The organism is Gordonia otitidis (assembly GCF_020735545.1).
GTDB lineage: Bacteria > Actinomycetota > Actinomycetes > Mycobacteriales > Mycobacteriaceae > Gordonia > Gordonia otitidis.
This window is the reverse complement of the sequence record NZ_CP085974.1, coordinates 375,846-390,497: the sequence shown is the minus strand read 5'-3', so window position 1 is coordinate 390,497 and position 14,652 is coordinate 375,846. Positions and strand designations below refer to the sequence as shown.

Sequence of the window (14,652 nt, the reverse complement as noted above, 5' to 3'; positions counted from 1 at the left end):
GCTCCGGAGAGTCGGCTCCGGCAACGCTGCTGACTCAGCGCTGGTTAGTCACCGCGCAGACTCCTCGCTGCGGGTCGCCCATCCCTCAACGCTGGCAGTTGGGGCAGTAGTAGACGACGCGATCCTCACTCGTCGATTCGCGGCGGTCGGACCAGAATTCGCGGGCGATCAGTGTCCCGCATCGGCGACAGGGCGCTCCGATCCTGCCGTACACCCAGGTGCGGGCGTTGTGCGCGGTCCGTCCGGTTGTTGTTCTGGCTGTTCGTAACCGATTGGCCCACAACATCTTCCGACAGAGTTCGACGAGTGGCGGCACGTCCACGTCTGCGACGGTCCGGTCCGGTCGGACGCCCCGCAGAAAGCACGCTTCGCAGCGGTAGACGTTGCCGACCCCCGCCAGGAGGCGTTGATCGAGGAGCGCTTCTCCGATCGCGGTCGTCGGCTGTGCTTCGATGTTCGCCACGGCCAGCGAGGCGTCGAAGTCGTCGGCGAGCAGATCGGGGCCGAGGTAGTCGAGGTCGGCGCGGGCGCGGGGAAGCAGTTCGAGCACCCCGAGGTCGAATCCGACAGCTTCGTAACCGTTCGCCCGCAGAATGATTCGCGCCTGATGTGCCGGCCGTCGCCACCTGGTGCCGATGCGGTGTACATGCCACGCGCCCTCCATTTTGAGATGGCTGTGGATACTCACCCCCTCAGATGTCGGCGTCGCGCTTCCGGCGACAGGAGCCACATCGATCAGCAGGTGCTTGCCGCGTGAACGGACGCCGGTCACGACTCCGCCGGTGAGATCGGTGGTGGCCAGCGACGGGATGCGGAAGTCTGTGCGCTCGAGCGTGTTGCCTTCGAGTGCACGGCGCAATCGGTCAGCGGCCTGATAGACCGTGTCGCCTTCAGGCATGGTGTCCGTAGCGGATTCGTAGTCCGCGCGGTGTGGTCGCGAAGCCCGCACCGACGAGAACCGGCTGCAGTTCGGAGCGCAGCGCGTTGACGCCGTCGATCGAATCGATGGTCAGCCGTGCGACGCGTCCGGCCCGCACCACCCCGGTGAGGGAGGCTGCCATGGCCTCGAGCGATGCGGTGTCGTCACTGAAGGTCAGGACCGTCTTCCCGCCGCGCTCGACGAAAGCCACGAGTGCCCCCTCGACCAGGCACACCAGGGCTCCCGGCTTGCGGCCCGGTCGGTGGCCTCCGGCACCTGCTGCGGTATCCGGCCAGGGCAGCGCTGCTCCGTAGGGATTGGCCGGGTCGGTCGCCGCCAGCACGACAGCGGTGTCGGGCGCACGGTGACTGCCCGGAACGTCGTCGGTGAGAGCGTGTCGCCGCAGTTGGTCGATCGTGGAGGTTCCGGCGAACTGCGCCCCGCCGAGGCCGTCGACGAAGTAGCCGCGGCGCACCTGGCCGGTGTCTTCGAAGACGTTGAGCGCCTTGTAGATCCGGGCGAACCCGCCCACGACGTCCTCGGCCATCACGCTGCCGCGGGTGACCACTCCGTACCGTGCCAGCAGCAATTCGCACAACGCCTGCGTGGCGACGGTCGTTTCGAGCAGCGAACCCGGCGTCGCGAACCAACGACCCGTCGCCGTCGACGGGGTCGTCGACGCACCGGTCTGCGACAACAGATGCCGGGTACTGAGTCGTCCGGGGCGGAGCCGGGGTGCTTGCCCGCGGGAACGGTGCGCGGGTGTCGCCCGGCTCGACGACGAGGTCCGACGCGGGGCGAGAACCGCCCGAACGGGCGCGAACGAATCGTTGCTGACGTGCCCGGCCCAGACGAGATCCCACAGCGCATCCTCGATCTGCTGCCGCGTGACGGTCGCGGATTCCGTCGACGTCGCGTCGAGCAACTGCGCGAACCGTAGGCCACCTCCCGATGAGAATGCCTCGAGCAGGCCGGTGTGCACAGCGGTGGTATCGATCTCGACGTCGGCGGGTAGGAACAGGGGAGCGAGGTCGGCGGGAAAGAAACTGATCCAGCCGTCCGACGATCCGATGCGGCCGTGTCCGGTCCACATGAAGTCGCCGCTGGAGAGCAATTCGTCGAGCATCGCCGGCTGATAGTCGCTGATCCGGGCAGGCAGGATCAACGACTCTGCCGCCGACGCGGGGATGAGGTGGCCCGCCAACTGATCGAGGACGATTGCCAGGCCGTCGACTCCCGTGAGTCGCTCTCCATCGGTCACGTGTTGCCACGCGCCGAGGAATCGGGAGAGGGTGGGGCCGTCGACAGGCGCGATCTCGGCGCGGCTGGCCGCCAGTGACCCGCGTCGGATCGCGGAGAGGACCTCGCTGTGGCACCACTGCGTCGTCCACCCCGGTGAGCCGTCGGGGTTGTCGGCTGTCGCGGGCAGGAAGTCACCCTCCACGACCTTGCGGTCGGCGGCGAGCCGGATCAGAGTGTCGCGCACCACCGCCGGGGCCATGCCGATCGACTCGGCGGCCTCGTCGACGGTGAACGGGCCGTGTGTGCGGGCGTAGCGGTGGACGAGGTCGCCGACCGGATCGGCGACCGACTCGGTGAAAGCGGCCGGAACCCCGAGCGGCGCGGGGACGCCCAGTCCGTCGCGCAGGCGCGCGGTGTCTTCGATGGCGGCCCAGAGAGGCACCCCGCGGATGGCGACCGAGATGATCGAGCCCTGGCGGTGCAGCGAGTTGAGCACATCGAGCGCGGGCGGGCCGTCGTCGCCGCGCCGATAGCGCAGCGCCACCTCGTCGGTGGTGAGCGGGCCGAGCCAGCGCAGCAGGTCGACGACATCGTCGGCATCGCGTGCCTTGCGGTGGTCGTCGAGTCGTTGGAGACGCGCGGTGACCTCGGCGATGACTCCGGGGTCGAGCAGTTCGCGGAGGTCCACTCTGCCCAGAAGCTGGGCGAGAAGCGCGGTGTCGAGTGAGAGCGCCGCGGCACGGCGTTCGGCGAGCGGGGCGTCGTCGTTGTACATGAACGCGCCGACGTAGCCGAACAGCAGCGACGCCGCGAACGGCGACGGGCTCGGCGTCTCCACCTCTGTCAGTCGCACCCGACGCGAGCGTATGCGCGTGAGGAGATCGGTGAGCGAGGGGAGGTCGTAGACGTCCTGCAGGCATTCGCGGACGGTCTCGAGAATGATCGGGAAATCGGGAAACTGCGACGCGACGGAGAGTAGTTGGGCGCTGCGCTGACGTTGCTGCCACAGCGGGGCACGTCTGCCGGGATCACGTCGGGGCAGAAGCAGCGCCCGTGCCGCGCATTCGCGAAAACGTGACGCGAACATCGAGGAATCGGCGAGGGCATCGGTGACCATCTGCTCGATCTCGTCGGGATCGATGACGAACACGTCGGCGCCGGGCGGGTTGTCGTCGGTGTCGGGAAGGCGCACGATGATGCCGTCGTCGGACGCGGTGACCGCTCCGTCGAGTCCGAGCGTTGCCTGCAGGCGCGCCGAGATAGCCGACGCCCAGGGTGCGTGCACACGTAAGCCGTACGGGGAGTGCAGGATCAGCCGCCAGTCGCCGAGTTCGTCGCGGAACCGCTCGACGACGAGCGTTCGATCGGTGGGCACGTGGCCGGTGGCCTCGCGCTGCTCGGAGATGATCGATGCCAGGTTGTCGCGGGCGTAACCGCTGAGGCCGAGTTCGGTCGCCCGGCGGTCGAGTTCGGCTTCGTCGGTGAGAGAGCCGACGAATTTGCCGATGGCGGCACCGAGTTCGGCAGGACGTCCCTGGGCGTCGCCGATCCAGAACGGGAGTCTGCCCGGCTGGCCGAAGGCGGGCGACACGAGGACGCGGTCGTGCGTGATGTCCTCGATCCGCCAGCTCGTCGCGCCGAGCGCGAAGACGTCGCCGACGCGGGATTCGTACACCATCTCCTCGTCGAGTTCGCCGACCCGGGTGGACTTCTCGCCCACCATGAAGACACCGAACAGCCCGCGGTCGGGAATGGTGCCGCCGGAGGTGACCGCCAGGCGCTGTGCGCCGCGGCGACCGGTGAGTGTTCCCGCCTCACGGTCCCAGGTGACCCGTGGGCGCAGTTCTGCGAACTCATCCGACGGGAACCGGCCGGAGATCAGATCCAACGTCGCCTCGTAGACCGACCGCCCGAGTTCGCGGTACGGCGCGGCGCGACGGATGACGTCGTACCACTCGTCGACATCGAGGACGTCGACGGCGGCGGCCGCAATCGTCTGCTGCGCAAGCACATCCAGCGGATTGCGCGGCACCTGTAGTTCCTCGATCGCGCCCTCGCGCATCCGCGAGACCGCGACCGTGCAGCCGATCAGGTCGGTGCGATGCTTGGGGAACAGCACGCCCTGGCTGATCTCGCCCACCTGGTGTCCGGCGCGGCCGATCCGCTGTAGTCCGCTGGCCACCGACGGCGGCGTCTCCACCTGGATCACCAGATCCACCGCCCCCATGTCGATACCGAGTTCGAGGGAGCTGGTCGCGACCACGCAGCGCAGCCGGCCGCTCTTGAGATCGTCCTCGATCTCGGCGCGTTGTTCCTTGCTCACCGATCCGTGGTGGGCGCGGGCCAGCACGGTTGCGGCGCCGGTGCTCGCTCCCGACGCCATCACCAGTGCCGGTGCACCGCCGCCCACCCGCTCATTGCGGGGAGGTTCGCGGCCGGGTGCCGTGCGCTGTTCGTGAATCTCGTTGAGCCGTGCGGTGAGACGCTCGGCGAGGCGTCGGGAGTTGGCGAAGACGATCGTCGTGCGGTTGGTCTCGATGAGGTCGACGATCGAGGCCTCGACATAGGGCCACAGCGAACCCGCGGTGGGCGAGAACGCGTCGTCGAGGTCGTCGCCGTCGGGAGCATCCGGCGGGGGTGGGATGTTCGCCATGTCGGGGACCGGGACGTCGACGCGCAGATCGAATGTCTTCGCCGCCTTCGGTCGTACGACGGTGCACGGGCGCGATCCGGAGAGGAACTGCGCGACGAGTTCGGGCGGACGGACCGTCGCGGACAGTCCGATGCGCTGCGCGGGGGAGTCGAGCAGTTCGTCGAGTCGCTCGAGCGAGAGCGCCAGATGGGTGCCGCGTTTGGTGCCTGCGACGGCGTGTACCTCGTCGACGATGACGGTCTCGACCGTGGTCAACGATTCCCGCACCGACGACGTCAGCATCAGGTACAGCGATTCGGGTGTGGTGATCAGGATGTCGGGTGGCGTCTTGGCGAGAAGTCGACGCTGCGCCGCCGGGGTGTCGCCTGAGCGGACGCCCACGGTGATCGCGGGCTCGGGCACGCCGAGTTCCTGCGACGCCCGTGTGATTCCCGCCAGAGGTGCGCGGAGGTTGCGTTCGACGTCGACCGCGAGCGCCTTGAGCGGCGAGATGTAGAGGACCCGGGTGCCGTTGGACCTCTCGGGACGAGCGGCGAGCGTATCGAGTGCCCACAGAAACGCCGACAACGTTTTCCCCGAGCCGGTAGGAGCGATGACCAGCGTGTTCTCGCCGTCGGCGATCGCCTTCCATGCGCCCTCCTGGGCGGGAGTCGGCGCGGGGAAGGCGCCGCTGAACCACCGACGTGTCGGGTCGGTGAAGCGGTTCAGGATGGGAGTCGAACGAGCCACCCCTCCATTGTTCCGTACGGGTCCGACACGCTGGTTCGTCGACGACGATCTGGTATAGGGTCAGATCCACGCTGATTGTCAGGAATCCGGTGAGAGTCCGGAACGGTCGCGCCACTGTGAGTCCGACGGACATGTGCCCGTCGTGACGAGTCAGGACGTGACGGTCAGCCTGCTTCCGGAACACGTCAGGGACGCGTCATCCCCGAAAGGAATTGCCCCATGGTTGCCTCGACACGAGCAGCACGAAAGCCTGCGGCCCTCGCCGTACCGAACCTCTCCGCGGCGTCGGCCGCGCTGTGGCTCACCGCGACGGTGCTCGTCGCCGCTCTCGCCTACTACTTCATCGGATACGACCAGGGCGCCTGGTCGGTGTTCGGCAGCGACACGCACATCCACGAGTTCGTCCACGACTCCCGTCACTTCCTCGGCTTCCCCTGCCACTGATCTGACCCGGGAGACAACAGAACAATGGAAAAGAAGTTCATCGGCGCAGGCCTGCTCTCCGGCCTGATCGCTGGTATTTTCGCGTACGTTTTCGCCAGGATCTTCATCGAGCCGGAGGTCGCCAAGGCGATCGACTACGAAGAAGGCCGTGGCCACGCCGAGGAGATGTTGACCGGCGAGCACGGACACGAGCACGAGGTGTTCACGCGCTCGGTGCAGGAGAACATCGGAGCGGGCGTCGGCACCGTGGTCTTCGCGGTGGCGATGGGTGCGTTCTTCGCCGTCGCGTTCACCATCCTCTGGACCTACCTCGGTCGTCGCTATCCCGCTACCGATCCCCGCTGGGCAGCGGCAGGCGTCGGCGCGCTGGGATTCGTCACCTTCTTCGGCGTGCCCTTCTTCGCGTACCCGGCAAACCCGCCCGCTGTCGGCAACGACGACACGATCGCCGACCGGTCGAGCGCGTATCTGACGATGACGGTGCTGTCGCTGGTGTTCATGATCGCTGCCGTGGTGTTCGCGCTCTGGCTGCGGCCGCGCATCGGCGGACTGCTCGGTGCCATCGCCGGCGCGGTGGGGTATCTCGTCGCGGTCACTGTCGCGATCGCCCTGCTGCCGAGCTTCGACGAGGTGCCGACCCCGGTCACCAACGACGCGGGCCAGATCGTCTACCCGGGCTTCCCGGCCGACGTCATCGGCGACTTCCGGGTCTACGCGATCGCGAACCAGGTGATCTTGTGGACGGTGCTGACCGTCGTCTTCGCGCTCGTGCTGGGCTTGCTGTCACGCTCGCGAGCGAACCAGGGCGTCGACGAAACGGAGACGCAGACCGTCGCCTGACCTTCCTCCGTTCCCACACGCGGCTCGAGTTGGCAGACGCGGCTGGTGTACCAGCCGCGTTCACCAGCTCGGGCCGCGTTTGGATTATTAGGCCAGCACGCAGTCGCCGCACACGGCAGTGCGATCGCCCGACACCCGGTAGATCAGGCAGCAGCTTCGACGCTTGAAAGTCGGACCGGACCGCAACAGTCCGTCCTCGATGTCGGGGTGTGCGAGAAACCGATCCGCGTGCAGTAGTGCGGCGTCCGCGAGGTCCGGGACCGCCATCCCGATCATCCGTGCCGCGGAGTTGATCGCCGAGGCGACGTTTCCTCCGAGCACTCGCGTGCTGAGCGGATACCGCCGGGCGAACCATTCGCTCAGTTCGCCGACGGCACCAGGTTTCGCGTCGGCGGCACCGGGATTGGCGTCGACGGCACCGAGCAACACGACGGAGAGTGGAAACGGTCCGCCGAGTTCGTCGCGCCACCAGACGTGCTCGGGCTGCAGCGAGATGCTTGCTCCGGTGACCGCGGCGCCCAGCGCGGGCGCCACCAGTCGCGCGGTGAGGCCGAGGTGCGTCACCGATGCCGCGACGCGTGCTTCGACCTCCGCGGGAGCGCTGGCGGTGAGTGCTCGACGTACTCGTCGTACCCGGTCGACGAGGACGTCGTCGTCGACCAGCGCGGCTGCCATGGTCAACCAGCTCGCGCCGACCGGCGCGTCCGCCTCGTGGACCTCGACCTCGAAGAAGGGGCCGAAAGCGGCGTGAACTGACTCGGTCATGCACTCTGCGTAGCGCACGACGGTGAACGGTGTCCACACACGCGGCGGGTCGGCGGCCGGCACGGGTGCCCGAAGCCGCCCGCGGTCGATTGCGTGAGTGCAGTTCACGCGGGTACCGGTGGGCAGTATCCGGGTACATGTGGATCGAGGGAAGCCGACGTGCAAAGCTGTATTGAAACGTGTTCTAGTTATCGCTGATGGGTAGGGTGGCTATGTTCGAGTGGTCCGAAGAAGACCTCATGGTGCGTGACGCGGTGCGGTCGTTCGTCGACAAGGAGATCCGGCCGCACTCCGACGAACTCGAGAGCGGGCAGTTGCCGCCATACGACATCCTGCGGAAGCTGATGACCTCCTTCGGCGTCGACGCAATGGCGCGCGAGGGCCTCGAGAAGGAACTCGATGCCGAGGCCGCGGGTGAGTCCAAGCCCAAGGGGTCCGGCGGCGGAATGATGAACTCGATGGCGCTGATCCTCAACATGGAGCTGGCCGCGGCGAGTCTCGGCATGGTGGTCTCGATGGGGGTCAGCGTCGGACTCACGGTGTCGACGATCCGCTCGAAAGGCACGCTCGCGCAGAAGAAGCGGTGGCTGCCGGAGCTGGTGACCCTGGAGAAGGTCGGTGCCTGGGCGATCACCGAGCCGGACTCGGGCTCGGACGCGCTCGGCGGTATGAAGACGACGGTCCGTCGCGACGGCGACGGCTACGTGCTCAACGGGCAGAAGACGTTCATCACCAACGGTCCGTATGCCGACACCATTGTCGTGTTCGCGAAACTCGACGAGGGCGACGGCACACCGATGCGCGACCGCAAGGTGCTGACCTTCGTGCTCGACAAGGGCATGGAGGGGCTCACGCAGGGCAAGCCGTTCAAGAAGATGGGCATCATGAGCAGCCCGACCGGTGAACTCTTCTTCGACAACGTGCGTCTCGGGCGCGACAGGCTGCTGGGTGAGACCGAGGACACCGGGTCGAGCAGCCGGGGCGACGACGGAGTGAAGGCGGGGTTCACCGCCGAACGCATCGGGATCGCGGCGCTGTCGATGGGCATCATCAACGAGGCTCAGCGGCTGTCGATCGAATATGCCAAGTCACGGACACTCTGGGGCCAGGAGATCGGTCGTTTCCAGCTCATCCAGCTCAAGCTCGCCGAGATGGAGATCGCGCGGATCAACGTGCAGAACATGCTGTTCAACGCGCTCGAACGCGCGAAGGCGGGCAAGCCGTTGTCGCTGGCCGAGGCGTCGGCGATGAAGCTCTACTCGTCGCGGGCGGCGACCGAGGTCGCGATGGAGGCGGTGCAGTTGTTCGGCGGAAACGGCTATATGGCCGAGTACCGCGTGGAACAGCTTGCGCGCGATGCCAAGTCGCTGATGATCTACGCGGGTAGCAACGAGATCCAGGTGACACATGTGGCAAAGGGGCTGCTTGCCTGAGGGTTGTCAGGCCAGCGCACTTCCGAGTTCGTCGGCCTTCTCGATGAGTTCTGTTCCGTCGCGGGCGCTCACCGCGCCGGTGCAGTGCTGCGCGTAATCACTGAGAGCGCAGCCCGTTTGGGACCAGTATCGGCGCGGCTCCGGGGTGACCCATGCCATCCGGTGGACCCGCCGAGCCAATTCGGCGAACAGGTCGACGCGGGGATCGAAGCCGTTGCTGCGCGCGTCGCCGACGACGAGGACCGACGTGCGCGCGGTGATGAGACCGCTATGGCTCTCGAGCAACTCGGCGAGCATGCGGCCGTAATCACTCGTCGCCGACAGGTCGAGGTCGTCGGTGGCCAGGACGGCCGCGAGTGCGTCGTCGGCGGCGGCTGTTCTCAGCGCGGACGTGACGAGCACCGGTCTGTCCACGAAAGCCACGACCTCACACCGGTCACCGAACGCGTACAGCGTCTGTGCGAGTCGCAGTATGAAACCCGCGACAGGTCGCACCGACAACGAGACGTCGACGAGGATGAGCAGTCGCACCGGGCCCGGCGAGCGAACACTGCGCCACAGCGTGAGGGGGACCCCGTCCGTGCGGACGGCGGAACGCATCGTTCGACGCATGTTGAGCGCCCCACGATCAGCTGTGCGCGCCACCGTGCGTGGCGCACCCCGAATACGTTGGATGAGTCGGTGACACGCTCGGTCGATCTGTGCCTGATCGCTCCCGTGTAGGGGTGCGGAATCGAGTACGGCGTCTGCAGCTACGCCGACGAGGCGTTCGGAGAGTGCTGAGATGAACTTAGACAGTGCATGTTCGAGTTCCGCACGCTGTTCGTCGCTGAGGTCCTTCGCGCCGTCGTCGCCGTAGACGCTGCGTGCGTCGGCGGAGTCGAGAGCGGCGAGAATCGCAGCCGCGTCGGCCATCGTGATCGACGTTCCGCTCACGCGCGCCGTCGACCCCACCAGTTCACCGGCTTGGGCAGCTGCCGCTCCGTCGATCTCGACCGTGTAGGTGATTCCGCCTGCGACGCTGTTGCTTTCGGAGTCGACGGCCAACTGTTCTGTCCCCGCCGACACCGAGAAATCGTTCTCTTCGCGATGTGCGCTCTCCCCGTGGCGTTCACGCGCATCGGGGTCGTCGGCCATCAGATCGCCGATCTCGTCGGTGTGCTCGTCGGCGCCGATGCGCCGTGCCGCGCCGTCGAAGTCATCGTCCCAGGCCACGTCCTCGGGTAGCTCTGCCGCCGCGCCGCGGGGACGCGGGAGGTCGGCGGCGCAATCTGCTTTCTGTGCGCCGACGAACACGAGGTCGAAGGCGGTGTCGAAGCCGTCGACCTCGTGCGCATACTTCACGCTCACCGCGCGGAGTGCTGCCCGCAGCCGGTCGAGGTGGCCGGCCCCCACAAGCGCCAGCGTGCGTCTGATCTCGATGACCTCGGCGGGGGAGACGGTGACGTGGTGGCGGCGGAGCGCGTGTCCGAACACCACCGCGATCGCGTCCAGTACGTGATCGCGGGTCGCAGTGGCACTTCGCGCTCGAGAGGTCGCCATGCGCTCAGCGTCGACCGGCGCTACGTGCGCGACCTGATCCGAACGCGGTCGCGGTCACAGATCCTCGCGGACTCGAGCCGTCGGCTGCGATCGGGGTCGGTGCATCGAGGGCGGATGCGGACGACCCCGGGGTGCCCATCGCGGCTCGCGCGGTGTCGAGATCACTACCGAACTTCACCAGCAGCGAGAGCAGGGCGCGATCGGTGGACGCCTGATCGTGTGCCGTGTCCGCAGCGTGCGTGGCAGTCGTCGCGCGTAGATACGACGCCGCCCGTGCGGCGTCGATGACCTCGGCGATGGAGGGACTCTTGCGCAGCGGCAACTCTCGCAGGCGACGCGCGAGGTCGACGACGTCGGCGATCACCGCGGGCTCGACCTCCGGTGCGCGGACCGCGACGATGCGTCGTTCGCGCTCGACATCGGGATAATCGACCTGGAAGTGCAGACAGCGACGCTTGAGTGCGGGGGAGAGCTCGCGAGTGTCGTTGGAGGTGAGGATCACCCACGGCGACGACCGCGCGGTGAAGGTTCCCAGTTCCGGCACGGTCACCTGACGCTCTGCGAGCACCTCGAGCATGACCGCTTCCATCGCCTCGTCGGTGCGGTCGACCTCGTCGACCAGCAACACCGTCGGTGAGGCCGCGGTGATCGCGGCGAGCAGCGGCCTGGCGACGAGGAAGTCCTCGGTGTATACGCCGACGTCGGCGCGGGTCAGCGCCGCTGATGCGGCAGACAGTGTCGGCTGGGCGGCGAGTTCGGTGCCGATCCGGTCGCGCAACATCTGCACGTGCAGGAGTTGGCGGGCGTAATCCCATTCGTAGAGTGCGCGTGACTCGTCGAGTCCTTCGTAGCACTGCAGGCGGATCAATTCCCGACCCGACGCCGCAGCAAGGGATTTGGCCAACTCGGTCTTTCCGACGCCTGCGGGTCCCTCCAGTAGAAGTGGTCGGTCGAGCAGTGTGGCGAGGTGGACGACCACCGCGAGGTCGTCATCCATGACATAGCCCTGGGCGTCGAGACTCTCGATCAGCTCCTCCACGGTGTCGAATCCGTGTGAGAAGGGCGATGATTCGGCTTCCGACAGTCGGGTGTTCGACAGTGGGGCGTTGGACAGTTCGGACACGTCCGGCATGGCTCCTCGTGACATCAGTGCTCGCGGGTGTGGTGTGAACTCGGGGGTGCGGATCGGTCCAGGTGAAGGGTCAGGTCGCGACCTCACCCGGACCGATCCGCGTGCTCGGGAGGTGCTCAGTCTCCCGAGGGTCTCCTGGCAGCGCCCATCAGTACGTGCCCATCAGTACGTGCCGGTCATGGCGTGGCTCACCATCGGGATGAGTGATTCGACGGAGCATTCGCGCGGATTCGCCGGTGTGCACCAGTCATCCATCATGTGCTCGGCGATCGCCCGGATCTGCTTGTCCGAGGTGTCCATGGTCTCTCCGCGACCCTCGTACTTACCCGTGTTCATCCGGTTCTTCTCGTAACTGTTGACGGTGACCTGGCCGAAGTTGTCCGGGATGCCGAGATCCTTGGAAAGTCGGATGGCTTCTTCGACAGCGGCATCGGCGGCCTGGACGGTCGACATGTTGGTGGTGTCGATACCCAACAGGGCGGCCATGTCGGCATAGCGCTCGTACCGGCTGGGCAGGTTGTACTCCCAGACGCGCGGTAGGGCGATCGCGTTGTTCAGGCCGTGGTGGCTGTCGTAGAACGCGCTGACGGCGTGCGACAACGAGTGGATGAGACCGAGGCCGCCGGAGTTGAATGCTTGTGCCGCAATGTATTGCGCGTTCATCATGCCGGTGCGGGCTTCGAGATTGCGCGGCTCGTACACGGCGGTGCGCAGGTGATCGCGGATCAGTTCGATCGCGTACTTGGCATTGCCCAATGACGGCGCGAAGTCCAGCCGCGACACGTACGGCTCGGATGCGTGCGCGAGCACATCGAAGCCGCAGAACGCGGTGAAGTGCTCGGGGCAGCTGTAGTAGAGCAGCGGATCGTCCATGGCGAGGTCGACGAGGCAGGTGTCGTCGAAGGCCACCCACTTGTGCGGCTTGTTCATGTCCGACGTGTCGGTGATGACGTAGGCCCACGACGTCTCCGAACCGGTTCCCGCGGTGGTGGATACGGCGATGTGCTTGGGATTCTCCTTGTTGGTCGCCTTGGAGAAGCCCTCGAACTCGTTGATGTTGCGGCCGTCGTGCGCGATCACCATGCGGGCGCCCTTGGCCGCGTCGTGGCTCGAGCCGCCGCCGACCGAGATGATGCCGTCGCACTTCTCCGACTGATAGAGCGCGGCCGCGTCCATACAGTTGTAATCCTTGGGGTTCGACTCGACCTTGTCGTAGAGCACGACGTCGACACCCTGGTACTCGATCTTTCCCTTGAGTTCCTCGATGATGCCCGACCCGCGCAGGCCCGTCGTCATGAGCAGCACGCGTGTCATGCCGAGGTCCTTGGCTTCGACGCCGAGCATGTCGTGCGCGCCGACGCCCAGCTTGGCGTTCGGGAACGGGTGGAAGTCCTTGATCGGGAAGTCCCAGATCTGGTTCAGCTCGATGGCCATGTGGCGATCTCCTAATGACGTGACGGTGTGTCCTGTTCCACTGTGTGGTCGACGTCACGCACATACAAGATCACCTGCTCAGATGAAAAGATGATCAGACTGTCGGTCGAGGGGTGACCCTGTCCATCCGGACAGGGACGAGGTGGCGTCGGGATCGTGGAAAATGAACGCCCCTCGCCATGAACAGTGGTGCACCCAACGCGGGTTCCGAGATGTCAGGCCCCGGTGAATATCAGCACGATCAGAGCCAGATTGAGCACGACGATGAGGATCGACGAAGCCGTTGCGGCAATGCGGAGCGGCCACCCGTCGGCGTAGTCGCCCATGAGTCGACGGTCGGCGGTGAGGCGGCCCAACGGGATGATCGCGAACGGGATTCCGAAGCTCAACACCACCTGACTGATGACCAGTGCCCAGGTCGGATCGACCCCGACTCCGAGGACCACCAGCGCCGGGACGAGTGTGACGAGTCTGCGGAGCACGAGAGGTATCCGGATGTGCAGCAGCCCATCCATGATCGCCGAACCCGCCGACGACCCGACCGACGTCGCGGCGAGGCCGCTCGCCAACAGCCCGATGGCGAATATCGTTGCGACCGAGGGGCCGAGCGAGTCGCGCACCGCATCGTAGGCCCCTTCGATGGTGTCGGTGCCCTCTTTGCCGCGAAGGTTGGTGGCCGCGAGCAGCAGTAGCGCGATGTTGACCGCTCCCGCGACGATCAGGGCGATCACGACATCCCACCGTGTCACCCTGATGAGGCGTCGGGTCCGCGAGGGGCTGGTACTGATTCCGTGTCGATCGACGACCAGCGAGGAGTGCACGTAGATCGCGTGTGGCATGACGGTGGCGCCGAGCATGGACGCGGCGAGCAGGACCGTCTCGGGCCCCTGTAACCGTGGCACGAGTCCGCCGAGAACCTCTCCCGGAGGCGGGGGTTCCACAACGAGCCCGGCCAGGAACCCGACCACGATGATCGCGAGCATCCCCAGGATGACCCGCTCGAAGACATGCTGCTGACGCGGGTTCTGCAGCAGCAGTATCAGCAGCGATACCACGCCGACGATCACTCCGCCGAGAACGAGTGGGAGTCCGAACAGGAGGTTCAACGCGATCGCCCCGCCGAGAACCTCCGCGAGATCTGTGGCGACCGCGACGGCCTCGGCCTGTATCCAGAAGGCCAACCGGGATCGGCGGCCCATGCGCTCACCGATGAGCGCGGGGAGTCCCTTGCCGGTGACGATTCCGAGTTTCGCTGACTGGTATTGGATCAGCATTGCGATCACGTTGGCCAGGACCAGGACCCAGACCAGCAGGAACCCGTAGCGGGAACCCGCTGTGATGTTGGCGGCGACATTGCCGGGATCGACGTAGGCGATGGCGGCCACGAATGCGGGGCCCAGTAGAGCGACGTTCCGCAGCAGTGTGCGCGGACGACGTACGCGGCCACGGGTTGTCGGCGACCCGGGTTGCTCACGTTCTTCGACCGTGCTCACCTGACCAATCTCGCACAGCTCGGCGT

The 14,652-nt window shown here is 66.6% G+C and carries 10 protein-coding genes and 1 riboswitch; of the genes, 3 read left to right on the top strand and 7 right to left on the bottom strand.

Annotation, left to right across the window (positions count from 1 at the left end):
* Positions 1-85: 85 nt before the first annotated feature.
* Both LK459_RS01700 and LK459_RS01695 read right to left on the bottom strand, forming a co-directional pair.
* A complete protein-coding gene (locus LK459_RS01700) occupies positions 86-898 on the bottom strand; it encodes a DNA-formamidopyrimidine glycosylase family protein (RefSeq protein WP_227921394.1) in 813 nt (270 codons plus the stop codon).
* Positions 891-5,543 (bottom strand): ATP-dependent helicase, encoded by a 4,653-nt coding sequence (locus LK459_RS01695; RefSeq protein ID WP_227921392.1) that lies wholly within the window; start codon positions 5,541-5,543, stop codon positions 891-893. Before LK459_RS01695 ends, LK459_RS01700 begins: the two co-directional genes overlap by 8 nt.
* An 81-nt stretch (positions 5,544-5,624) precedes the next feature.
* Positions 5,625-5,700: riboswitch (cobalamin riboswitch) on the top strand.
* A gap of 62 nt (positions 5,701-5,762) precedes the next feature.
* Between LK459_RS01695 and LK459_RS01690 the strand changes: the two genes are divergently transcribed.
* Both LK459_RS01690 and LK459_RS01685 read left to right on the top strand, forming a co-directional pair.
* Entirely contained in the window at positions 5,763-5,987 is a 225-nt protein-coding gene (locus tag LK459_RS01690; protein WP_005174000.1) for a CbtB domain-containing protein, read from the top strand.
* 24 nt (positions 5,988-6,011) lie between these two features.
* The gene (locus LK459_RS01685; protein WP_227921390.1) at positions 6,012-6,827 is read left to right on the top strand and encodes a CbtA family protein; all 816 of its coding nucleotides are present in this window, start codon (positions 6,012-6,014) and stop codon (positions 6,825-6,827) included.
* An 87-nt stretch (positions 6,828-6,914) separates the two neighbouring features.
* Here LK459_RS01685 and LK459_RS01680 read toward each other — a convergent pair whose 3' ends face one another.
* On the bottom strand, positions 6,915-7,592 hold the full coding sequence (locus tag LK459_RS01680; RefSeq protein WP_227921388.1) for a (2Fe-2S)-binding protein: 678 nt from the start codon (positions 7,590-7,592) through the stop codon (positions 6,915-6,917).
* A gap of 212 nt (positions 7,593-7,804) precedes the next feature.
* Between LK459_RS01680 and LK459_RS01675 the strand changes: the two genes are divergently transcribed.
* Positions 7,805-9,025: an acyl-CoA dehydrogenase family protein gene (locus LK459_RS01675; protein WP_227921387.1), complete on the top strand. Its 1,221-nt coding sequence runs from the start codon at positions 7,805-7,807 to the stop codon at positions 9,023-9,025.
* A 6-nt stretch (positions 9,026-9,031) separates the two neighbouring features.
* Here LK459_RS01675 and madC read toward each other — a convergent pair whose 3' ends face one another.
* The 4 genes from madC to LK459_RS01655 all read right to left on the bottom strand — a co-directional run bounded on the left by madC (position 9,032) and on the right by LK459_RS01655 (position 14,626).
* Positions 9,032-10,567 carry a MadC family VWA domain-containing protein gene (gene madC, locus LK459_RS01670; RefSeq protein WP_227921385.1) on the bottom strand — a complete coding sequence of 512 codons (1,536 nt, stop codon included), beginning with the start codon at positions 10,565-10,567 and terminating at the stop codon, positions 9,032-9,034.
* 4 nt (positions 10,568-10,571) lie between these two features.
* Positions 10,572-11,699 (bottom strand): MadB family AAA-type ATPase, encoded by a 1,128-nt coding sequence (locus LK459_RS01665; RefSeq protein WP_227921383.1) that lies wholly within the window; start codon positions 11,697-11,699, stop codon positions 10,572-10,574.
* Between the two features lie 162 nt (positions 11,700-11,861).
* Entirely contained in the window at positions 11,862-13,133 is a 1,272-nt protein-coding gene (mdo, locus tag LK459_RS01660; RefSeq protein WP_005173993.1) for an NDMA-dependent methanol dehydrogenase, read from the bottom strand.
* A 215-nt stretch (positions 13,134-13,348) separates the two neighbouring features.
* Positions 13,349-14,626, bottom strand: coding sequence for an Nramp family divalent metal transporter (locus LK459_RS01655; RefSeq protein WP_227921381.1), 1,278 nt, complete (start codon positions 14,624-14,626; stop codon positions 13,349-13,351).
* Positions 14,627-14,652: the final 26 nt, after the last annotated feature.

Coding starts and splice junctions, on each gene's coding strand:
- LK459_RS01665 (WP_227921383.1), bottom strand. CDS start 11,699: ATGCCGGACGTGTCCGAACTGTCCAACGCCCCACTGTCGAACACCCGA.
- madC (WP_227921385.1), bottom strand. CDS start 10,567: ATGGCGACCTCTCGAGCGCGAAGTGCCACTGCGACCCGCGATCACGTA.
- mdo (WP_005173993.1), bottom strand. CDS start 13,133: ATGGCCATCGAGCTGAACCAGATCTGGGACTTCCCGATCAAGGACTTC.
- LK459_RS01690 (WP_005174000.1), top strand. CDS start 5,763: ATGGTTGCCTCGACACGAGCAGCACGAAAGCCTGCGGCCCTCGCCGTA.
- LK459_RS01675 (WP_227921387.1), top strand. CDS start 7,805: ATGTTCGAGTGGTCCGAAGAAGACCTCATGGTGCGTGACGCGGTGCGG.
- LK459_RS01680 (WP_227921388.1), bottom strand. CDS start 7,592: ATGACCGAGTCAGTTCACGCCGCTTTCGGCCCCTTCTTCGAGGTCGAG.
- LK459_RS01685 (WP_227921390.1), top strand. CDS start 6,012: ATGGAAAAGAAGTTCATCGGCGCAGGCCTGCTCTCCGGCCTGATCGCT.
- LK459_RS01700 (WP_227921394.1), bottom strand. CDS start 898: ATGCCTGAAGGCGACACGGTCTATCAGGCCGCTGACCGATTGCGCCGT.